This window comes from Luteibacter aegosomatis, assembly GCF_023078455.1.
Classification (GTDB): Bacteria; Pseudomonadota; Gammaproteobacteria; order Xanthomonadales; family Rhodanobacteraceae; genus Luteibacter; species Luteibacter aegosomatis.
Genome location: NZ_CP095740.1, coordinates 1055857 through 1077528, shown reverse-complemented (window position 1 = coordinate 1077528; position 21672 = coordinate 1055857). Strand labels below are relative to the sequence as shown.

22 protein-coding genes are annotated in these 21672 nt (G+C 68.9%); 15 read left to right on the top strand and 7 right to left on the bottom strand.

The annotated features are described in order from the left end of the window. Positions 1-103 precede the first annotated feature (103 nt). The 9 genes from L2Y94_RS04800 to L2Y94_RS04760 all read left to right on the top strand — a co-directional run bounded on the left by L2Y94_RS04800 (position 104) and on the right by L2Y94_RS04760 (position 9043). A complete protein-coding gene (locus L2Y94_RS04800) occupies positions 104-442 on the top strand; it encodes a P-II family nitrogen regulator (RefSeq protein ID WP_144914440.1) in 339 nt (112 codons plus the stop codon). Then, on the top strand, positions 432-1712 hold the full coding sequence (locus L2Y94_RS04795; RefSeq protein ID WP_247373439.1) for an ammonium transporter: 1281 nt from the start codon (positions 432-434) through the stop codon (positions 1710-1712). The genes L2Y94_RS04800 and L2Y94_RS04795 overlap by 11 nt, the downstream gene beginning before the upstream one ends. An 85-nt stretch (positions 1713-1797) precedes the next feature. Beyond that, on the top strand, positions 1798-2589 hold the full coding sequence (locus tag L2Y94_RS04790; RefSeq protein WP_247373438.1) for a universal stress protein: 792 nt from the start codon (positions 1798-1800) through the stop codon (positions 2587-2589). A 101-nt stretch (positions 2590-2690) separates the two neighbouring features. After that, on the top strand, positions 2691-3182 hold the full coding sequence (locus tag L2Y94_RS04785; protein WP_247373437.1) for a universal stress protein: 492 nt from the start codon (positions 2691-2693) through the stop codon (positions 3180-3182). Positions 3183-3210: 28 nt separating this feature from the next. After that, positions 3211-3441 (top strand): hypothetical protein, encoded by a 231-nt coding sequence (locus L2Y94_RS04780; RefSeq protein ID WP_247373436.1) that lies wholly within the window; start codon positions 3211-3213, stop codon positions 3439-3441. A 109-nt stretch (positions 3442-3550) separates the two neighbouring features. Beyond that, the gene (locus L2Y94_RS04775; RefSeq protein ID WP_247373434.1) at positions 3551-4804 is read left to right on the top strand and encodes an MgtC/SapB family protein; all 1254 of its coding nucleotides are present in this window, start codon (positions 3551-3553) and stop codon (positions 4802-4804) included. After that, a complete protein-coding gene (locus tag L2Y94_RS04770; protein WP_247373433.1) occupies positions 4786-6156 on the top strand; it encodes an Nramp family divalent metal transporter in 1371 nt (456 codons plus the stop codon). The genes L2Y94_RS04775 and L2Y94_RS04770 overlap by 19 nt, the downstream gene beginning before the upstream one ends. Before the next feature lie 143 nt (positions 6157-6299). Continuing rightward, positions 6300-7034, top strand: a complete 735-nt coding sequence (locus tag L2Y94_RS04765) for a response regulator (RefSeq protein ID WP_247373432.1) — start codon at positions 6300-6302, stop codon at positions 7032-7034. Then, positions 7031-9043 carry a PAS domain S-box protein gene (locus tag L2Y94_RS04760; RefSeq protein ID WP_247373431.1) on the top strand — a complete coding sequence of 671 codons (2013 nt, stop codon included), beginning with the start codon at positions 7031-7033 and terminating at the stop codon, positions 9041-9043. The genes L2Y94_RS04765 and L2Y94_RS04760 overlap by 4 nt, the downstream gene beginning before the upstream one ends. Here the strand turns inward: L2Y94_RS04760 and L2Y94_RS04755 are convergent, their stop codons facing one another. Then, positions 9044-9754, bottom strand: coding sequence for a Crp/Fnr family transcriptional regulator (locus L2Y94_RS04755; RefSeq protein WP_247373430.1), 711 nt, complete (start codon positions 9752-9754; stop codon positions 9044-9046). It lies immediately after the preceding gene. Between the two features lie 202 nt (positions 9755-9956). On the opposite strand from L2Y94_RS04755, the gene L2Y94_RS04750 reads away from it, so the two are divergent. The 5 genes from L2Y94_RS04750 to L2Y94_RS04730 all read left to right on the top strand — a co-directional run bounded on the left by L2Y94_RS04750 (position 9957) and on the right by L2Y94_RS04730 (position 14853). Continuing rightward, positions 9957-10352 (top strand): universal stress protein, encoded by a 396-nt coding sequence (locus tag L2Y94_RS04750; RefSeq protein WP_247373429.1) that lies wholly within the window; start codon positions 9957-9959, stop codon positions 10350-10352. A gap of 92 nt (positions 10353-10444) precedes the next feature. Then, positions 10445-13045: a cation-translocating P-type ATPase gene (locus L2Y94_RS04745; protein ID WP_247373428.1), complete on the top strand. Its 2601-nt coding sequence runs from the start codon at positions 10445-10447 to the stop codon at positions 13043-13045. Next, complete coding sequence (locus tag L2Y94_RS04740) at positions 13008-13430, top strand: universal stress protein (protein ID WP_247373427.1); 423 nt, start codon at positions 13008-13010, stop codon at positions 13428-13430. Before L2Y94_RS04745 ends, L2Y94_RS04740 begins: the two co-directional genes overlap by 38 nt. Before the next feature lie 72 nt (positions 13431-13502). Next, entirely contained in the window at positions 13503-13955 is a 453-nt protein-coding gene (locus tag L2Y94_RS04735) for a universal stress protein (protein WP_247373426.1), read from the top strand. Positions 13956-13974: 19 nt separating this feature from the next. Further along, complete coding sequence (locus L2Y94_RS04730) at positions 13975-14853, top strand: universal stress protein (RefSeq protein WP_247373425.1); 879 nt, start codon at positions 13975-13977, stop codon at positions 14851-14853. A 5-nt stretch (positions 14854-14858) separates the two neighbouring features. On the opposite strand, the gene L2Y94_RS04725 is transcribed toward L2Y94_RS04730, so the two are convergent. Both L2Y94_RS04725 and L2Y94_RS04720 read right to left on the bottom strand, forming a co-directional pair. Continuing rightward, positions 14859-16241, bottom strand: coding sequence for an MBL fold metallo-hydrolase (locus L2Y94_RS04725; protein ID WP_247373424.1), 1383 nt, complete (start codon positions 16239-16241; stop codon positions 14859-14861). 49 nt (positions 16242-16290) lie between these two features. Further along, entirely contained in the window at positions 16291-17187 is an 897-nt protein-coding gene (locus L2Y94_RS04720) for a universal stress protein (RefSeq protein WP_247373423.1), read from the bottom strand. A 153-nt stretch (positions 17188-17340) separates the two neighbouring features. Here L2Y94_RS04720 and L2Y94_RS04715 point away from each other — a divergent pair, with 153 nt between their 5' ends. Next, positions 17341-17763 (top strand): universal stress protein, encoded by a 423-nt coding sequence (locus L2Y94_RS04715; protein ID WP_247373421.1) that lies wholly within the window; start codon positions 17341-17343, stop codon positions 17761-17763. A gap of 14 nt (positions 17764-17777) precedes the next feature. Here L2Y94_RS04715 and L2Y94_RS04710 read toward each other — a convergent pair whose 3' ends face one another. The 4 genes from L2Y94_RS04710 to L2Y94_RS04695 form a co-directional block, all read right to left on the bottom strand. After that, entirely contained in the window at positions 17778-19055 is a 1278-nt protein-coding gene (locus L2Y94_RS04710) for a nucleotide sugar dehydrogenase (RefSeq protein ID WP_247373420.1), read from the bottom strand. A gap of 78 nt (positions 19056-19133) precedes the next feature. After that, positions 19134-19625 (bottom strand): RidA family protein, encoded by a 492-nt coding sequence (locus tag L2Y94_RS04705; protein ID WP_247373419.1) that lies wholly within the window; start codon positions 19623-19625, stop codon positions 19134-19136. Between the two features lie 2 nt (positions 19626-19627). Then, entirely contained in the window at positions 19628-20053 is a 426-nt protein-coding gene (locus L2Y94_RS04700) for a c-type cytochrome (protein ID WP_247373418.1), read from the bottom strand. Beyond that, the gene (locus L2Y94_RS04695; protein ID WP_247375128.1) at positions 20050-21624 is read right to left on the bottom strand and encodes a flavin monoamine oxidase family protein; all 1575 of its coding nucleotides are present in this window, start codon (positions 21622-21624) and stop codon (positions 20050-20052) included. The genes L2Y94_RS04700 and L2Y94_RS04695 overlap by 4 nt, the downstream gene beginning before the upstream one ends. Positions 21625-21672: the final 48 nt, after the last annotated feature.

Sequence of the window (21672 nt, the reverse complement as noted above, 5' to 3'; positions counted from 1 at the left end):
GCATGCCGTGACGAAGGGCGAACCGGTCGCCCGCCACGCCTGGGCGTGAGGCGTGGCACGTTTCATGCTGCCCTGCGGCAAACCAGCCGACGGGAGCAGCTGCATGAAGTGGATCCACGCGATCATCAAGCCGTTTACGCTGGACGACGTGCGCGAAGCCCTTGCCGAAGTGGGCGTGCAAGGCATGACGGTCACCGAGGTCAAGGGCTTCGGCCGCCAGCACGGGCATACCGAGCTCTATCGCGGCGCGGAATACGTGGTCGATTTCCTGCCCAAGCTCAAGATCGAGATCGCCGTGACCGACGACCGCGCCGAGGCGGCCATCGAGGCCATCATGGGCGCGGCGCGCACCGGCAAGATCGGCGACGGCAAGATCTTCGTCACCGACCTGGAGCGGGCCATCCGCATCCGCACGCAGGAGGAAGATGCCGATGCGCTCTGAACCCATCCTCGCCCTCGCCCAGACCATGAAGCTCGATTCGGGCGACACCGCCTGGATGCTCACCGCCAGCATGCTCGTGCTGCTGATGACCATTCCCGGCCTCGCCCTCTTCTACGGCGGCATGGTGCGCGCGAAAAACCTCCTGTCGGTATTGATGCAGTGCTTCGCCATCACGGCGCTGGTGACCGTGCTGTGGGTGGTCTACGGCTATTCCGTCGCCTTCGACACCACGGGCATGACGGCGGGCACCACCAACCTGCATTCGTTCGTGGGCGGTTTCGACCACGCCATGCTCGCCGGACTGACGCCGGGCAGCCTGTACAACACCGTGCCCGAAGCGGTGTTCGTGATGTTCCAGATGACCTTCGCGATCATCACGCCGGCGCTCATCGTCGGCGCCATCGCCGAACGCATGAAGTTTTCCGCGCTGCTGCTGTTCACGGCGCTGTGGTTCACCTTCGCCTACCTGCCCGTGGCGCACATGGTGTGGGCCGGCCCGGGTTCGCTGCTCGGCGACCTGGGCGTGATCGATTTCGCCGGCGGCACCGTGGTGCACATCAACGCGGGCATCGCCGGCCTCGTCGGCTGCCTCGTCATCGGCAAGCGTCGCGGCTATCCGCACACGCCCATGCCGCCGCACAACCTCGGTTACACGTTGATCGGCGCGAGCATGCTCTGGCTGGGCTGGTTCGGTTTCAACGCCGGCTCGGCCGTGGCGGCGAACGGCAGCGCGGCGATGGCGATGCTGGTGACGCAGATCGCCACGGCCGCCGCCGCGATCGGCTGGACGGCCGTGGAATGGCTGACGCATCGGCGGCCGAGCGTGCTCGGCATCGCCTCGGGTGCCGTGGCCGGCCTGGTCGCCGTCACCCCCGCGGCGGGAACCTGCGGGCCCGGCGGCGCGCTGGTGATCGGGTTCGTGTCCGGGGTGGTGTGCTTCTTCTGCGCCACCCGGCTGAAGCGACGCCTCGGGTACGACGACTCGTTGGACGTGTTCGGCGTGCACGCCGTCGCGGGCATCATCGGCGCGCTGCTCACCGGGCCGTTCGCCACCCCGTCGCTGGGCGGATTCGGCACCGTCGACGCCGCGTGGCTGCAGCTGTGGATCCAGTTCAAGGGCGTGGCCTTTACCGTCGTCTACAGCGCGGTGGTGAGCTGGCTGGTGCTCAAGGCGCTCGCGCTGACGATCGGCCTGCGCGTCGACGAAGAGCAGGAGATGGTGGGACTGGACCTGTCGCTGCACGAGGAGAAGGGCTACAACCTCTCCTAGCCCCGTCGGGTTTGATCTGCATCAACCGGGCGGCTCCCGTCGCGACCCTAGACTTCCCCATCGACCTCGATGGGGAACGCGTCGCATGGACATCCTCGTGGACATCCGGGCGTCCGAACGGGATACCACGCACGTTCGCGTGGCCTTCGAACTGGCCAAGCGATTCGACGCCCATGTGACGGGACTGCAGATCATCGACCTGGATGCGAGCCTGGTCGTGCTGCCCGAGCCGCTGCTCGTGCTGGAGGATGAGGAGAACGCCGCCCGGCGCAAACGGGAATGGTGGATGGACACCTGCCGCAACAGGAAGGTCGGCGGCGAATGGGAAGTACGGCGTGGCTCGCATCGCCGCGCGCTGGTCCGGCGGGCGAGCCTCGCCGATCTCGTGGTGGGACGACTGGAATCGATGAGCGTGGGCATGCCCTTGGGCACCGCCATGCTGGCCCGGGCGCTGATGGCCCGGGTCACGCCCATCGTCCTGGTACCCGACGGTGCCGCGATCACGCCCATGGAGCGCATCCTCGTGGCCTGGAACGGATCGTCCGTTTCCCTGCGCGCCATCCGCAACGCGCTTGCCTTCCTGCGATCCGCCCGACACGTCACGATCCTGGCGGGCGATCGGGGCAGCCGCTCGCGCAAGGAAGCCGATCCGTGGCTTCGCGCCTGGCTGGAACGGCATGCCATCGTCTACACGTGGGTGGACATGGACGACGACGACGTGCCTTCGCAGGCCATGCGCACGCATGCAAAGCAGACGCACGCCGACGCGGTGGTCATGGGAGCCTGGGGGCGGTCGCGCCTGCGCGAACTCGCCCTGGGCGGTACCACGCGACAGATGCTGTCGCACGACGACCTGTCGCTCATCCTCTCGGCATGAAACGACCGCCCGCACCGGGGGTTCCCTTCCGCGTCACGCCGCGGACGAGGTCCTGGACGGACTTCGACCTCTCGCGACGGACCGAGGACACGTTTCGTCGCGTGCTGGTCGCCACCGACGGCTGGCCGTCGTCGGCACCGGTCATCGCGACCGGCGTCGCCCTGGCGCGCGCGCTGGACGCGCCAGCGACCATCGTCCATTCCATGATCGCCTGGAAGCGATGGGGGCTGCTTCGATCCCTCTTTCCGGCGGCCGACGTGCCCGCCAATCCCGAACGGCTCGCCCGCGCGGAGGATTGCCTGAACCGGGCGCGCATCGTCGCCCTCTACGCGGGCGTGCCGTTCGAGACGCGGCTGGCCTTCGGCCCCGATCCGGTGAGGGCCGTGCTGGACGCCGCGCACGACACGGACGCCGGCGTCCTCGTGCTCGGTGCCGACGATACGATCGACCGGCTACGACCCGGCCATGTGATCCGCCGGATCGTGGCCGGGTCGAGGGTCCCGGTACTCGTCGTTCCCCGTCTTCGCAAGCGTCCGGTCGGCGCCGACGTCTTCGCTCAAATGCGAATCACTATCTCGCAAAGGAGTCGCTAAGCTCTGCCGCTGCCGACAGGTCTTTCGCATGAGCTCTTCGCACTCTTCCGCCTGCACCTGCCGCGTGGTCTTCGAAGACCACGCGTTTCGCGTGACATGGACCGTGACGAAGGATGGTTACAGCGAAACGCACACGTTGCCGGAGGCCTTTTCCCGCGCAGGACGCGCCGTGGAAAAAGGCATGGCGGCCGCGCGGCGACGCGCCGCCGAACTGGAACAGGACGACGGCCCCACGTCCCCCACGCCGCCCTGCGATTGATTCACCGCCACCCGGACGCCGATTGATCCCGGTCAAGCCGCGAACCCGCTTCGTTGCCGATGCTTCTCGCCGATACCTCGCATGACGTGAGTTCCGGAGTCCACGATCGATGATTCCCCAGGATGCCATCGGACTCGGCGTCGCCCTCGGCATCGGCCTGCTGATCGGGCTGGAACGCGAACGTGCCAAGCGCCCCGGAACGACGCGGGCGGCGGCCGGGGTGAGGACGTTTTCGTTGCTCGGACTGACGGGTGCCACCGCGACGCTCATCGGTCCGGAAGGGATCTACGTCGCCGGCTTCTTCGCCGCGATGACGGCCGCGGCACGGTATCGCGCCACCTCGCGCGGCGACCCCGGCATGACGACGGAAGCGGCCATGCTCGCCACGTTGCTGCTCGGCATGCTCGCCATCCGCTCGCCGGCACTGGCAGGCGGCGCCGGCGTCGTCGTGGCCACGGTGCTGGCCAATCGTCGGCGCCTTCATCGACTGTCACGGCAATGGCTGTCGGAGCGTGAATTGCACGACCTTTTGACGCTCGCCGCCGCGGCGTTCGTCGTCATGCCGTTGCTGCCCGATCGCGCGATCGATCCGTGGGGTGCGATCCATCCGCGCAGCCTCTGGATGCTCGTGGTGATCGTCATGGCGATCGGCTCGTTCGGCTACATCTCGCTTCGCGCCTTCGGCATGCGTTTCGGCATGGCCGTGGCCGGATTGGCCGGCGGCTTCGCGTCAAGTACCGCCACGGTGGCCCTCATGGGCGAGCGCGCCCGCGCAACGCCGCGCATGACGGCGAGCGCGGCCAGCGCGGCTCTCATGTCCAACATCGCCACGATCGTCCAGCTGGCCGTGGTCACGGGAACGCTCTCCCGTCCGTTGCTATCGCAACTGGCCCTGCCCCTGCTCGCCGCCGGCACGGTCGCCGTGATCGCGGCGCTGGCGGTCAGCTGGAACGTGCTGCGCGCCAGGGACGCGACGCCGATGCCGGGCGAAGACCGCCCTTTCGAGCTGGGCACCGCGCTGCGTTTCGCCGCGCTGCTGGGCCTCGTGCTGTGGGTGACCGCCGTCGCCCGCGCCACATGGGGTGAGGCGAGCGTTCCGTGGATGGCGGCCATCTCCGGGGCCGTCGACGTCCACGCCGCCGCCGCGTCGGTGGCACAATCGGTCGCCGCCGGGCGCATGCCAGCGGCCGACGCGGCGACGGCCGTCGTCACCGCGCTGGCCGCCAACTCGCTTTTGAAATGCGTGTTCGCCGCATGGCGTGGGGGCCTGGCCTTCGCGCTTCGCGTGGTGCCGGGCATCGTGGCGATCGTGGCGGCATTCGCCGTGGTGGCCTGGTCGATGCCATGGAGTCGCTGGCAGTGACCGCCATCAACGACACGGCGACTTCCACCGCACAGACTTCGCCCACGCCCCCGGAGACCATCGCGATGACCGACCCGACCCCCACGGCACGTCACGCGATCGCGTCGCCCTCGCATCATGGATTGCGCCGCCGACTGGGCGCGGGGCTGGTGAGCGGCGCGGCGGACGACGACCCCAGCGGCATCGCCACGTATTCGCAGGTCGGCGCGCAGTTCGGCTACGGCATGCTCTGGACCACCGTGGTCACCACGCCGCTGATGATCGGCATACAGACGGTGAGCGCGCACGTGGGACGGGTGACCGGACGCGGCCTGGCGGACAACATGTGCCGCGTGTTTCCCCGCCCGCTCGTGGCGACGCTGGTGGCCCTGTTCGCGATCAACAACATCATCAACCTTGCCGCGGATGTCGGCGCGATGGGGCAGGTGCTCGCCTTGCTCACCGGCGGCCCCGCAGCGGTCTTCGCGCTGGCATGCGCGGGGGTGTCGCTCGCCCTGGAAACGTTCGTGCCGTTTCCGCGCTACGCGCCGTTGCTGAAGGCGATGACGATGAGCCTGTTCGCCTACGTGGCGACGGCCTGGGTCATCGACGTTCCCTGGCGCACGGTCGCCACGCAGGCATGGCGCGTACACCTCGACAGGGACGCGGCGGTCGCGGTCACGGCCGTGTTCGGCACCACCATCAGCCCCTACCTGTTCTTCTGGCAGGCGTCCCAGGAAGTCGAGGAGGAAGGCGCCGACGACGCCCAGCGCCCGCTCACGGAAGCGCCGGAACAGGCGAAGGACGCGTTCCGGCGCATCGGGTTCGATACCGTGGTGGGCATGGTCTTCTCCAACGTGGTGGCGTTCTTCGTCATGCTCACCTCGGCCGTGGTGCTTCACGGCGCGGGCATCGTGCAGGTACGCGATGCGGCGGAAGCGGCGAAGGCGCTCGAACCGCTCGCCGGCCATTTCGCTTCGCTGCTTTTCGCCATCGGCATCCTGGGCACGGGATGGCTCGCCCTTCCCGTGCTGGCCGCTTCCGCGGCCTATGCCGCGGCCGAAGTGACGGGAAAGCACGCTAGCCTGGGGCGGACGGTAAAACAGGACGCGGCGTTCTACGCGATGCTTGCCGCGGCCACGCTCGCCGGTACCGCCATCGCGTTCCTGCCGATCGATCCGTTCCGCCTGCTGTTCGCGTCGGCCGTCATCAACGGTGTCATCGCGGTCCCCCTCATGGTGGGCGTCATGGTGATCGCGATGCACCGGCGCACGATGGGCCCATTCGCCGTCCGCGGGCCGCTGCTGTGGCTGGGCTGGGCGGCCACCGCGGTCATGGCCGCCGTCGCTGCGGGTGCCGTCGGACTGCTTTGACCGCCACCTTTGGTGGATGGGATGCGGCCCTCGACTCTGTTAAGTTGGAAGGCGCTTCGGTCACCGCGAAGCCGTCTCGTCGCGAGTGAGAAAATCGGCCATGGCGGCTGACATACGCAAACCACGGGTCGAGGGGGGACGGCATGGTTTCGAATGATCGGCCGGAGGGCTGCCTGCTGATCGTCGACGACGAGGAGGAGGTCAGGCTCCTGCTGTCGCGCTACTTCACGGCCAACGGGTTTCGCACGGTCACGGCCGCCGACGGCAAACAGATGCGTCAGCGCCTGGGTGAATCGCGCGTCGACCTCGTCCTGCTCGATCTGGTGCTGCCGGGCGAAGATGGTTTGTCCATCACCCGGTACCTCAACGAAACCTGGCGTGGACCGGTCGTCATCGTGTCCGGGCGAGGCGAATCGGTCGACCGCGTCGTCGGCCTGGAACTGGGTGCCGACGATTACGTCAGCAAGCCCTTCGACCTGCGCGAACTGCTGGCCCGGGTGCGCACCGTGATGCGACGCTGGCGCCAATCGCAAACCGCGCCGCCGCCCCGCGACGACACCCACGAAATCCGCTTCGAGGGCTATACGCTGGACACGCGCGCACGCACCCTGCGGTCGCCCGAGGACCGGCCGATCGAGCTGACCTCCGGCGAATACGCGCTGCTGCGCGTGCTGGTCGAGCATCCCCACAACGTGCTGTCGCGCGACCAGTTGATGTCGCACCTGTACGGTCGCAACGCCGGACCGTTCGACCGGGCGATCGACGTGCAGGTGGGACGCCTGCGGAAGAAAATCGAACCCGATCCGCTTCGGCCGCGCCTGATCAAGTCGGTGCGCGGCGCGGGTTACATCTTCACCCCCTCGGTAAGCGTGTCGTGAACGAGGCCACCCCCATGGACACCGAGCTGTTCCAGGCGCTGTTCCGGACCGCCCCGGACGCGATGATCGTCGTCGATCGCCGGGGCACGATCGTGCTGGCCAACCCGCAGGCCGATCGCCTGTTCGGCTATCCCGGCGACTCCCTGCGCGGCCGCCCCATCGAGGATCTCCTGCCTGCGTCCGTACGCGAGGTCCACGTGGCGCATCGCACGTCGTACATGACCAATCCGCGGGTGCGCCCGATGGGTGCCGGCTACGAGTTGACCGGCGTGCGCGCGGACGGCACGCCCTTCCCCGTCGAGATCGGGCTGAGCCCCGTCTCCGGCGACGGGTCGCTGTTCGCCGCATCGATACGCGACATCTCCGAGACGCAACGTGCGCGGCAGGCACTGGCACGGGCCCATTACGATGCCAGCCTCGCCGACATCAGCCGGCGCATCCTGATTGCCGCCAATCACGAGGCGGCGATGGCGGAGATCCCGGCCATCATCGCGTCCACGCTGGCGGTGCCCGCCGCGGCGGTGCTGCTGCCCGATCTCCACGGACGATCTTTCCGCGTCGCCGCGGCGCAGGGCGTCCACCGCCCGTTGCGCGACGCGCTGGCCGATGGCGAATGGCTGCGGGAGCTGCTGCCCCAGCTGCGGTTCACCGCCGAGGAAGGCGCCATCGTGCGCGCGAACATTTCCATTCCCCTGCCGGGTCCGCGAGGGGATTCGCAACCGGCGGATGCGATCCTCGCGCCGCTGCCCGACCGGGAGGGACCGTCGGGTTACATCGTGGTCATGGTGCCGCGCGGCGATGCCGTCGATCGCGATCGCCAGCACTACGTCAGCTCGATCGCCAACATGCTGGCGGCCGCGATCCAGCGAGGCCGCAGCGAAGAGCAGCTAGCCCATGCCCAGCGACTGGATGCGCTGGGACAGCTGACCGGCGGCATCGCGCACGACTTCAACAATCTGCTGACCATCGTCTCCGGCAACCTCCAACTGCTGGAGATCGACCTGCCGGAAGACCCCGTCGTGCGCGAGTCGATGTCCAGCGCGTCGCGGGCGGTGGAAAGGGGGTCGGCGCTCACGCGCAAGCTGCTGGCCTTTTCCCGCCGCCAGCGCCTGAACCCGCAACGGGTACGCAGCGAACTGCTGCTGGCCGACCTCAACGACATGCTCGGCCGTACGCTCGGGGAGCGCATCCGGGTCGTGGCCGAATGCCCCGACGGCCTGCCGCCCGTCTTCGCCGATCCCGGCGAACTGGAAGCGGCCATCGTCAACCTCGCCCTCAACGCGCGCGACGCGATGCCGCGCGGCGGCAAGCTGTCCATCGCCGCGCGCCTCCACGAGCAGCCGCAGGACGACGACGACCTGCCCAAGGGCACTTACGTGGTGTACTCCGTGATCGACACCGGCGACGGCATGCATCCGGACGTGCTCGCCCGCGCGCTGGAACCGTTCTTCACCACCAAGGGGCCCGGCAAGGGCAGCGGCCTGGGCCTGAGCATGGTCTACGGCTTCGTGAAGCAGTCGCGCGGCCGCCTGGTCATCGAGAGTCAGCTCGACAAGGGCACGCACGTCGGTATCTACCTTCCGGTCGCCCGCGGCCGCGATACCCCAGCGGTAGCGCCCACGGGCGCGCTCAGGGGGAACGAGACCGTTCTGGTCGTGGAGGACGAGGCCGAGGTGCGGCGGGTCGCCGTCGCGTTCCTGCGCGGGCTCGGTTATCGGGTGATCGAGGCGGAGAGCGCCGCCAGCGCGCAGGCGGCCTTCGAACGGAACGCGGACATCGATGCCGTGTTCACCGACGTGGTGCTGGGCGACGGCGACTCGGGGTTCGATCTCGCCGATCGGCTGCGCGCGTTGCGTCCCTCGCTGAAGATCATGATGGCTTCCGGCTACGAATACGGCTCGTCCGAAGACGACCTCAGCCGCCTGGACGGTCGCCAGCTGCTGCGTAAGCCCTACCGCCGCGAACAGCTTGCCGCGGCGCTGCGCGCCCTGCTCGACGGCGACGCCTGATCACGCGGCTTCCGCGCACGCCATGGAGCGAAGCCCGTCGACGTCGAGCAGGCGCACTTCGCGGCGGCGCACGTCGATGTAATGCCTGTCGGCTAGGTGGCCGAGCACTCGGCTGACGGTCTCGTGCTTGAGCGCCAGGAAGCTGGCCATGTCCAGGCGGCTCATCTTCAGGATGAAATGCCGTGCGCTGTAGCCCAGCCGGGCATGCCGGGCGGCCACGTCGATGAGGAACGCGGCCACGCGAGGCTCGGCCGCCAGCGTGCCCAACAGAAGCATCCACGAACGGTCGCGGCGGATCTCCGCGGCCAGGGCGGCGTGGATCTGTTCCTGCAGGCCGGGAAGGGTCGCCGCCGCCTTCAGCACGGCCGGATAGGGCAATTCCCAGGTCTCGCTATCTTCCAGCGCCACCGCGTCGCACGCGTACGTGCCCAGCCCGATCGATTCCACGCCCAGCAATTCGCCGCGCATCTTGAACGCGGACACCTTTTCCCGGCCGTCCTCGGCGAGGTCGCTCACCTTGTACGAGCCCGCGTGCACGAGATGGATGGCGCGGAACGGCTGCCCCGAGCGATACAGGTGATGTCCCGCCGCATGCTTGCGTCGCACGATGGGCAAGGCCTCGCGCAACGCCTCGATGTCGACGGCCGGCAGCGCCGGCGCGCCTTGCGGCGCGAACGATGCGTTCGCAAACGAATGCAACGTGCTGTTCATGCCACTCTCCCTCGCCATGACCGTGCGAGGAAAGCATAGGCGCCCGGTCGCCACGGACGTCGACAGCCACGTGACGGCGTGTAACGGTGTGTAACGATGCGGGCGAGACGCAGAAACACATACACCAGTTGACGGCCGTCAATGCCGTGCCGTTCGTTTCGCCTACTCATGTGGCCTGGACCCACTGCCGGAGCCGGCTCCCTTGTTCCGACACCTCCTCGTCGTCGTCGATGACCGGCCCAAGGCCTTCCGCGCCGTTCTCATGGCGCTGCGGCTGGGCCGTTGCCTCGGCTCGCGCGTCACCCTGGTCTACGTGGTGCGCCGGCTGCGCGATGCCCGCGCGCAATCGCCCCCGTCGTCGCGCGAAGGCGTCACGCGAGGCGACCTTCTCTTCGCCAGGACACGTCGCGTGGCGGTACGCCTCGGCGTCGACTGCGCTTGCCGGTTCGCCTTCGGATACGAAAGCGACGGCATGATCGCCGAGCTCACCACGCGTTACGCGAGCGATCTGGTGATCGTGCCCTCGGTCGACGACGACGGACCGATCGCGCACGTGCGCGAGAGGCAAACGTCCACCGACGTGCTGGTCTGTCCCTGACGCGTACGCCTCCGGACGATTGACCCAGATCAAGCCCTCGCGGGAGGGACACGCGAGGATGGCATCGATATCGTCCCGCGCGAGGCCACGCCATGAGCAGTACGCCACCTTCGACGGATGCGATGCGCGGTCTCGACGACGACGAAGCCGCCCGTCGCCTGCTTCGCGACGGCGCCAACGTGCTGCCCGGCGGGGAAACGCATCGCTGGCTGCACGTGATCTGGGGCGTGCTGGCCGAACCGATGTTCCTCATGCTCATCGCCGCCGCCGCGATCTACGCAGGGTTGGGCGACCGGGCCGAAGCGGTGTTCCTCGGCGTGTCGGTCGCGATCGTGGTCGCCATCACGATCGTCCAGGAGTGGCGGGCAAGGGAAGCGCTCGCCGCGTTGCGCGACCTGGCGACGCCGGTCGCCCACGTGATCCGCTCCGGCACCGAACGTCGCGTGGCGGCCACGGAGGTCGTCGTGGGCGACGTGCTGGTGCTGAGGGAGGGCGACCGCATTCCCGCCGACGGCCTGCTGGTCGAAGGCACCCTCATGATCGACGAGTCGCTGCTCACGGGCGAATCGGTGCCGGTCGAACATGGGCCGGGGCTTCGGCCGCCCACCGATCCCGTTCGCGCCGGTACCCTGGTCGTCGGCGGCGTCGCGCGCGCGCGGGTGACGGCCACCGGCGGACGCACCGCCTTCGGCGACATCGGCAGGGCGCTGGCCGGGCAACAGGTATCGCCCTCCCCCCTGCAACGTGCCGCCAGGCGCCTGGTCCGCTTCTTCGCCATCGCCGCCGTGCTTCTCGCCCTGGGCGTGGGCGCGGCGAACTGGTGGTCGGGACGAAGCCTCATCCAGTCCACCCTGGCGAGCATCGCCCTGGCCATGGCCATCCTGCCGGAAGAGATTCCCGTCGTGCTCGCGGTGTTCTACGCGCTCGGCGCACGCCGCATCGCACGCCGTGGCGTGCTCGCGCGCCGACTCGCCGCCGTCGAAACGATGGGCGCCATCTCCCTCCTGGCCGTCGACAAGACGGGAACGCTGACGCAGAACAGGATGGCCATGGCGATGCTCTGCGACGCTCCCGGCCGCGTGCAGGACGCGACCTCACCCGTCGACGACGCGCTCGATCGGCTGGCCTGCACCGCCGCGACCGCATGCGACCCACGATCCATCGATCCCACCGACATCGCGATCGTTGCCCACACGCGGCGACGGGCCGACGGCCTGCCTCCCGAATGCGCCGCCGCGCCGGTGGCGACCTTCCCCATCGGCGACGGCCGGTCGTTCGTGTCGCGCGTGTACGCATCGGGCGACGAGGGGCGTTGGCACATGGCCACCAAGGGCGCGCCCGAAGCGGTGTTCGCCCTGTGCGATATCCCGCCGGAGGCCCTTGCACGATGGAGCGCGCAGGCGGCGACCCTGGCTGCCAAGGGTCTTCGCGTGCTCGCGGTGGCCCGCGCGACGTTACCCGCCGGTACCGTGTTGCGCTCCCCCGCCGAGCGACGCCACGAACTGCTCGGCCTGGTCGCCCTCGCCGATCCGCTGCGCGCCGGGGTGCACGCGGCCGTCGCCGAGTGCTTCGCCGCGGGCATACGCGTGGTCATGCTCACCGGGGATCATCCGGCCACGGCGGTGTCGATCGCCCGGCAAGCGGGCCTGTCGTGCGCTCACGTGCTGACGGGCGCGGACATCGACGCCGTGGACGACGACGAACTCGCGCGTCGCGTCGCCGAGACGGACATCTACGCGCGCGTTCATCCCATGCAGAAGCTGCGATTGGTGCACGCCTTCCGACGGCACGGCGACGTGATCGGCATGACCGGCGACGGCGTGAACGACGCACCCGCGCTGCGCAGCGCGGACGTCGGCGTCGCCATGGGCGTCCGGGGCACCGACGTGGCGCGCGAAGCGGCCGACCTGGTGCTGCTGAACGACCGCTTCGCTTCGCTGGTGGCCGCCATACGGCTGGGGCGCCGCGTCTACGACAACATCCGGCGCTCGATGCGATTCATCGCCGCCGTGCATGTTCCCGTGGTCTGCCTCGCCGTGGCACCGCTGGCCATGGGATGGCCGCCGTTGTTGCTGCCCGTGCAGATCGCCCTGCTGGAAATGATCATCGACCCGTCGTGTTCGCTGGTGTTCGAGGCCATGCCCGAAGACGACGGCGTGATGCGCCGCCCGCCGAGGTGCGCGAGCGAGTCGCCCTTTGCCGTCGCCAACCTCGCCGTCGGCCTCATCCAGGGAACCGGCATGGGCGCCATCCTGGTCGGCGGCCACGCCTGGTCGCTCGCCCATGGGCTGTCGTTCGCGACCGCCGGGCTGTCCACGTTCCTCTCGCTCCTGGCGACGACCCTCCTGCTCGTCCTGGCCGGCAGCCGTGGCCGGTATCGCCGGATGGCGCCATGGCTGGCGGCCGTCGTCGCGGCCACGCTGGTCATCGGCGCCGCGGCGACGTTCCTGGCGCCGGTGCGATCGCTGCTCGGCTTCGAGGCCCCCGTGCCGACCACGCCGATCGTCGTGGCGGGCTGCACGCTCGCCGGGAGTGCCTGGCTGGCACTCGTATCGATGGTGTCCCACCGATGGGCATCACGACACCCCCACCGGATCGACGCCCACTCCCCGCATACCACGTCCCGCTCGTTCCTGATGCAAAGGAGACCGATCCATGAAGATCCTGATTCCCGTCGACGGGAGTGCGCATAGCCTGCGAGCCCTTCGTTTCGTCGTTCGCCAATGGCCGCACTCGGAAAACGAACCCTCGTTGCACCTGTTGCACGTCGACGTGCCGCTCAGCGCGCACGTGAGCGGCTTTCTCGATCCCGTCGCCATGGCGCAGTTCCACGCCCATAACGGCGCCCGGGCCCTGCGGCCGGCGCGCAGGATCCTGGCCCGGGAGGGTCGCCTACACGAGGAGTCGATGCACGTGGGCGATCCGGCCGAGGACATCGTGCAGGTCGCGCGCAAGGGGCGCTTCGACCTGATCGCGATGGGCTCGCACGGCAGGGGCGCGGTCGGCAGCATGTTCCTCGGTTCGGTGGTGTTGAAGGTCTTGGCCAACTCCCGGATACCCATCGTCGTGGTGCGTTGATCCGCGCTTGACCCAGGTCAATGGGCGCGCACCGCGCGCCGGCCATGATGGACCGGCACTGGAGGATTCCTCATGTTCAAGCACATCCTCATCGCCACGGACGGTTCGTCCGTGGCCACCATCGCGACGCGCACCGCCGTCGAACTGGCGAAGATCTGCGGCGCGACGCTCACCGGCATCCACGTCATCGAGCCGTTCCGGCCGACCACATACGGCGAAATGATGATTCCGTCGAGCGAAACGATCTACCTCGACGACGCCCGCGAAATGGCGGGACGCTACCTGCAGGACGTGGAACAGACCGCCTCGGCGGCCGGCGTGCGTTGCCATACGCTCTACGAGATCGGCGCACCCGTCCACTGCACGATCGAGGAAGCCGCCAAGGCGCGCCATTGCGACCTCATCGTCGTCGGTTCGCACGGCAGGCGCGGCCTGCAACGCCTGTTGCTGGGAAGCGAAACGCAGAAGATCCTCCTGACCACCCAACTGCCGGTGCTGGTCTGTCGAACGCCCAATCCCAACTGATCGGCCACCGGAGTACGACATGTCCATTTCGCCCACTCCCGCCGATACCTCCTCGCCGACGATGCAGACCTGTCTTCCGGCGATCGGCGACGTCATCGTCATCGTCGGTTCGCAGCGCGACGCAGCTTCGTACGTCGGCCAGCGCCTCGCGGCGCGCGCCCAAGGCGCCGTCACCGGCTGCGCGCTTCCGGCCGCCTTCCTGCGCGGCACCCGAAACCTCCAGGAACCGACGGTCCCACCGCCGGGCCCGGCGGCGGTGATCGATCATTCGCGTGACATGGCGCCGGGCGGGGATGGCGATGGCTTCGTGCGAATGGCCCGCATGACCGGGGCGCACCACAGCAGTTGGGCCGCCATCGACGTCGACGTGGCGCACGGCCTGCGGTCGCTCGCGGCCTGGCACGACCTGGTCGTCGTGCAGAAGCCCGCCGACGGCGGCGCGTCCCTGGACGGATTCGACGAACTGCTGCTCGGGATGGGCACTCCCTGTCTCGTGCTGCCGACGGTCTGCGCGCCCAATGCCGTCTTCGACCGCGTGGTCGTCGGCTGGGACGGGAGCGACGCCGCCACGCGCGCGATTCGGGCGGGCCTTCCCTTGCTCGCCGCGGCCAAGGACGTGCTGCTACTCGACGGCGCGACGCGCAAACGCCGGAACTCCCTTCCGGTTTTCGACCCGATGGCGTTTCTCGCCCGGCACGGCATCGATGCGACGCGCAAGCGCGTGGACACCACGGCGTCGGCCGCCGGTGCCGTGCTGCTCGACAGGAGCCGGCGCTTCAAGGCCGACCTGCTGGTCATGGGCGCCTACGGTCACTCGCGCCTCCGCGAACGCCTGCTGGGCGGGGCTACCCGCCACGTGCTCACGCACGGCGCGATCGCCGTGCTGCTTCATCACTGATCGCCTCAGGCGAGGCGACAGGCCTTTTCGTACCCCGGGCACACCGCCGCGACGCCGCGGCGCTGCAGCGTCTGGCGCATCGCCGCCATGCCACGGGTGGCCTCCCCATGGACGAGAAACACCCGCTGGCGCGGTTCGTCACCGAGCCAGGCGAGCAGTTCGGGCGCATCCGCGTGCGCGGAAAATCCGTTGATCGTCCAGACGCGCGCACGAACCGGAACGTCACGGCGCCCGATGCGGAGGCTCTTGCAGCCGTCGACGATCGCGCGCGCGGGCGTTCCCTCGGCGGCATAGCCGACGAACACCACCGACGAACGGGTGCGTTCGAGGTTGTGGCGCAGGTGGTGGCGGATGCGCCCTCCCGTGCACATGCCCGAACCGGCGAGGATGACGGCGCCGCCGTCGATCGCGTTGATCGCCATCGACTCCTCCACGCTGCGGGTGAAGTGCATGTGCGGCGCGGCGAACGGGTCGCCGTGGCGCAAGCGATCGCGAAAGCCTTCGCTGAAACCGTCGGGATGGCGCCGGAAGACGTCGGTCGCGGAAATCGCCATGGGCGAATCGAGGAAGACGGTCATGCTCGCGGGAATCGCGCCGTCGTGTACGCCGGCGTGGAGGCAGTAGAGGATCTCCTGCGCGCGCTCGAGGGCGAAGGTGGGAATGACGACGTTGCCGCCCGCCGCCAGGGTCTGCCTGACGGCAGAGAGGAATTCGTCGCGCGTCGCCTCGAACGCGCGATGCGGACGGTCGCCGTAAGTGGTCTCCATGACCACCACGTCCGCCGGCGGCGCGGGACGCGGCGGGCGGAGGATGCCCGCGCCGCGATGGCCGACGTCGCCGGAAAACACCATGCGTCGCCGTTCGCGGCCGTCGTCCAGTTCGAGCAGGAGCGACGCGGAGCCCAGGATGTGTCCCGCGTCGAGGAAGGTGACCCTCACCCCTGGCGCGACGTCCATCGGCGCGTCGTACGCAGCAGACCGGTTGAACGACTCCATGGCGCGGAATGCGTCGTCCACGGTGGATAGCGGCATGGCATCGGCCACGCCGCGCCGGCGCGCGCGCCGGACGTCCTCTTCCTGCAACTGGGCGGCGTCGAGCAGGACGATGCGCGCGAGATCCCGCGTCGCCGCCGTGCAGACGATCGGCCCGGCGAATCCGTCGCGAACCAGCTTGGGCAAACGGCCGCAGTGATCCAGGTGCGCATGCGTGAGCAGCACGGCGTCGATCGACCGTGGCTCGAAACCGAAGTCGCGAAGGTTGGCTTTCACCGCGTCGCGGGATCCCTGGAACAGCCCGCAGTCGACGAGTACGCGGCTTTCGCCGCACTCGACCAGGTGGCACGACCCGGTGACGCCGAGGGCCGCGCCGTGACAGGTATAGACGATCATGGAGCGGCGCTCCGGCCGGTGGATGTCGACGCGCGAGGGACCCGATCGCTCAATGCGAAAAGAGGATCGGTACCGGCGAATCGAAGAACAGGTCGCGCGTGGTACCGCCGATGACCCATTCACGCAGGCGCGTATGCCCATAACCGCCGGCGACGATGAGTTGCGCCTTCGCGCGGCTGGCCCGGTCGAGGATGACGCCGCTGATGTACCGGCCCCGCGATTTCTCGTTGACGACATGCACCGCGACGCCATGGCGCTCGAGGTGGGCGCAGAGCGTCGTGCCGAAGTTGGCCGCGTCCTCCAGGAAATTCGCCGTCGGGTCGACCATCAGGATCTCCACCGACTCGGCCGTTTCCAGCAGCGGGAGGGCATCGTGGACGGCACGGGCCGCCTCGCGCGTGTCCGACCATGCCACGAGGGCATGCCGGGGCGGCAGCTTCGGCGGCTCACGGTCGCCGGGCACGAGGAGTACCGGCCGCCCCGACTCCAGGAGCAGCGCGGCGAAGCGATCGTGGATCGCCGCCGCATCCGAGGAGGCGAGCGGCCGGCCGATCACGCCGAGGTCGGCGCGTCGCGCCGCCGTCGCCGCCATGCCGGCCACCGACTCGTAGAACGCCTCGAACGTGCGGACGCGGCCTTCCACGCCCAGGGACGGCAACCGGCGCTGGAATTCGGCCGAGCGTCTCGCGGCCTGCGCACGCAGGTCGGCATACCGCGAGGTGCAGGCGGGATCGGGGATGAGCGCCCAGGCATCCACGGCCGGCAGCGGCATGGCCAGCACCTGGAGGATTTCCAGCTCCGCGCCATAACGACGCGCCAGCGCCGCCGCCGCGGTGAGCGCGGACGCATCCCCGGGCATGTCCGTGGTGACGACCGCGATGTCCCGGTAGATGGAACGTTCGCGCGACGCGGTCGCGGAGGGTTGCATGGCCGGCGTGGATGACATGGCTAACCTCGCGTGGAGACTGGAAACGACGGGGCCATCGTCGGCGAACGATGCCGATCCGGTATTGATCCATGTCAAATGCCGGGGCGCGGGTCGCGGCGATGCTACGTGCATCGATGCCGATGCGCCGGACGCCCCGGTCGGAGTGCAACCATGTTCGACAACGTCTTGCTCGTCGCCGACGGATCGGAAGAAGGCCGCCCCTGCACGAGGACGTGCATCGAACTCATGGCCAGGACGGGCGGCCGGATTCATGCGCTCTACGTGACCGCGCCCATGCCCGCGGTGGCGATGGCCGCCGACCTGATCGAAGGCGACACCTGCCACCAGCGGCTATGGGAGCGCGCCCAGGCCGGGCTCGACGAGGTCGTGTCGCTGGCCTTGGCGCATGGCGTGCCGGTCGTCACCCACCATGCGGTGGACACCCGCAGCGCCATGGCCATCCTCGACCGGGCCGAAACGTGTCGTTGCGACCTCATCGTGCTTCCCGGGCATTCGCACCAGGCGCGACTGCTTCGCCATGTGGCGCGCGACGTCATACGCGATGCGCCCGTTCCGGTGCTGGTCTTTCCCTGAGCGTCGGAGGGGCTTCAGAGCCGCCCGTCCACCTCGTGCCGCGGCAGCACCGACTTCACGTCGTAGACCACCGCGCCCGGCTTGCCGAAGCCACGAATGCGCTCCGCGCCGAACGCGCGGAATTCGTCGTGCGCCACGGCGACGATCACCGCGTCGTAGGCGCCTTCGTCGATCGCCTCCACCGGCCGCACGCCGTACTCGCGTTCGCAGTCGTGCGCATCCACCCACGGATCGTAGACGTCGACGTGCGCCATCGACTGGCGCAACTCGCGCACGATGTCGATCACGCGCGTATTGCGCAGGTCGGGGCAGTTTTCCTTGAACGCGAAGCCGAGGATCAACACGCGCGCATCCACGATGTGCAGGCGGCGCTCGCTCATCAGGCGGATGACCCGGTCGGCCACGTACGTGCCCATGCGGCTGTTGATGCGCCGCGCGGCGAGGATCAGCTCGGGGTGATAGCCGGTCACCTCGGCCTTGTGCGTGAGGTAATACGGATCGACGCCGATGCAATGGCCGCCGACGAGCCCGGGGCGGAACGGCAGGAAGTTCCACTTGGTGCCGGCGGCCTCCAGCACTTCCCCGGTATCGATGCCCAGCCGGTTGAAGATGAGCGCCAATTCGTTCACCAGCGCGATGTTGACGTCGCGTTGCACGTTCTCGATGACCTTGGCCGCCTCGGCGATGCGCACCGACGAGGTCTTGTGCGTGCCCGCGCGGATGATCGTGCGGTAAAGCGCGTCCACGCGCTCGGCCGCTTCCGGCGTGGAGCCCGAGGTGAGCTTGCGGATGTCCACCACGCGTCGCGCGTGGTCGCCCGGGTTGATGCGCTCGGGGCTGTAGCCGCAGTGGAAATCCACGTTGAAGGCCAAGCCCGAACCCTCTTCGAGGATCGGCACGCATACCTCTTCGGTGGTGCCCGGATACACGGTGGACTCGAAGATCACCAGGTCGCCGCGCTCGAGCATCCCGCCGAGCATGCGGCAGGCCTTTTCCAGCGGGCCGAGGTCGGGCCGTTGCGCCTCGTCGATGGGCGTGGGCACGGTGACGACGTAGACGTTGCAGCCGGCCAGGTCGACCAGCTCGCCGCTGTAGCGAAGGCGCGTGGCGGCGGACAGTGCCGCGGCGTCGACTTCCATGGTGTGGTCGCGCCCGGCCCGCAGTTCGGCGATGCGCGCGGGATCGATGTCGAAACCGAGGGTATCGAAATGCTTGCCGAACTCGACGGCCAGCGGCAGGCCGACGTAACCCAGACCGACGATGCCGATCCGCGGATCAGGAGTGAGAACCATGTGGCGCCCAGGCGTCCAAAAGAAACGAAGCGTACACGCCACGGGCCGCCGGGAGTACCTCCCGGCGGGGGAGCCTCGTCAGGGCCGGACCGCCGTCACCTCGATTTCCACCAGGAACCCGGGGTTGGCCAGGGCCGCCACCTGCATCGCCGAGCGCGACGGCAGGTTGGGTTGGGCCGGCGTGCCGAAGAACTGCGTATAGCCCGCCATGAAGCCGGCGAAGTCCATCTTGCCGCCCATGGCCGGATCGCCGACGAGGAAGACCTGCATCTTGACCACGTCGCCCATCGACAGGCCCATGCCCTTGAGCTGCTTCTCGATGCTGCCGAGCACGCCCACGGTCTGCGCCTTGGTGTCGCCATAGGCCTTGGCGCTGTCCTTGGGCGCGCCGGCATCGGCCACCGGGGGCACCACGCCGCTCAGGAACACCAGGGTCTTGCCGGAGGGTACTTCCACCGCGGACGCGATGGGGAACTTGCTGCCGGGGATCGCGTGCCTCACCACCTCGGCGGCATGGGCGGCGCCGACGGACGACGCCAGCAGGCAGGCAAGCAGGAGTGAATGGCGCATGGTCAGTGTTCCTTCGTGTCGATGGGCGGCGGCGGCGGACGGAACGCCTTCACCGCGTCGGCGGTGAGCGTGTCGGTATAGGCGTTACCGAAATGCGTGCGCACGTAGTTCACCACGGCGGCGATCTGCTTGTCGTCCAGAAGCATCGAGAACGGCGGCATGCCTCCCCGGCCGTTCATCACCATCACCGCCGGATAGGCCGACGAGGCCAGCTTCGGGTTGGACGCCAGCGCGGGATAACGGCCCGCGCCGACGGCTCCCTTGGCATCGGGCATGTGGCAGCCCTGGCAGATGTGCGTGAAGATCTGCTCGCCGGTGACCTGCTGGACGTCACGTCCGCCGAGGAAATCCGGATCGGGCTTCTTCGCCTGTTGGGCCTGCGCCGCCGAGGCGGCAAGCAAGGCCAGGAAAAGCGACAGTCCCTTCATGCGCGACCTCCCGCCATCGCCCGGCCGTGCAAGGCCTCGATGGCCGCCAGCGAGGAAAGGATCGCGCCTTCCTGCCAGGCGGGGAGGTACGACGCGTGCTCGCCCGCCAGCACGATGCGCCCGTCCATCGAGCACAGGTCGGCGTAGTGCTTCTCGCGTTTCTCGTCCGTCCACCAGCCGAAGCAGCCCAGCGTGAAGGGACTTCGATGCCAGGCCACCGCCATGCCGTTTTCGAATTCCTTCGGATACTGCGGGTGCACCTGGGTGCCGTATTCCACGGCCTTGCGCACGCGCGTGGCCGGGTCGAGCGCCGTGAGCTCGTAGGCATCGGTGAAGAACGTATAGGAGCCGAGCAGCACGCCCTTCTTCGTACCGATGCCGTGGCTGGGGTACGACATCATGCCGATCGGCAAGTCGGTGGAAGTGATGCCACCGTAGATCGCATCGTCTTCCTCCCAGAAGCGGCGCTTGAACTGCAGGCCGATCTTCGACGACGCCATGTACGGCACGGCCGCGATCGCCGCCTGCTTTTCCGGCGAGACCTGCACGGGAATCTGGCTGAGGATCGACAGCGGGATGGTGCACACGCACCAGTCGGCGGTGGCCTTCAGCACCTGGCCCGGCGAGGCCGTGTCCTCGTAGCTCACGGTGACGCCGTGCTCGTCCTGCGCGATGCCGGTCACCTTCGCCCGGTAACGGATCGCGCCGGGTGCGATCTGCTTCACGAAGGCCTTGCCGATGGCGTCCATGCCGCCGATCGGCTGCATCATCGTGGTCTGGTAGTCGTACGACGCGCTCATGCTCAGCGCCTTCCACAGCTTGGCGTTGAGCATGTCGTGCAAACCCACCGGCTGGGAGAACGCCGGCTTGCCGTCGGCGCCACCGCCGGGCTCCTTCGCGTAGCCACGGCGGTCGCTGCCCGCCGGGCCGCTGACGTAGCGGAACTGCGCATCGAGGCCGCCCAGTTCGCGCAGGGCCTCGAGCAGCACCTCGCGGTCTTCCGTCGATACCAGGTCGTCGAGCCGTCCCTTGCCGGACGCTTTAGCCAGCAGTTCCGCGATGCCGCCGTGGAAATCGGCCTGCACTTCGCGCAAGCGCTGCGGCTTGCCGCCGAACGCGTCCTTGCCGAGGATGTAGGCGTTGTGGTTCACCTGCACGAACGGTTCGAGCATCACCCCGAAACGCCGGCAGTAATCGATCACGCCGCGATGGTGGTAGGGAATGCGCCAGGGGCCGGGATTGAAGTATTGGCCGGCGTCGAAGCGGCAGGTCTGCGTATGGCCGCCCAGTTCGGTATAGACGTCACCGCCGCGCAGCGTCCAGTTGCGGCCGCCTGCACGCTCGTTGTATTCGAGCACCTGCACGCGATACCCGGCCTTGCCCAGTTCGTACGCGGCGACGAGCCCCGCGAGGCCCGCGCCGAGCACCAGTACGGTGCCGCGCCCGCCGCTCAGTTCAGGCGGCTTGCGGTACGGCGACTCGGCGGCGAACCCCAGCCCGCTCATCGCCTGGTACATCAGCGCGCCGCCACCGGCCACGCCGATCATCCGCAGAAGATCGCGCCGGGTCATCGATGCCTTTTCCACGCCCTCGATCATCGGTAAAAGCCCCCTCAAGCC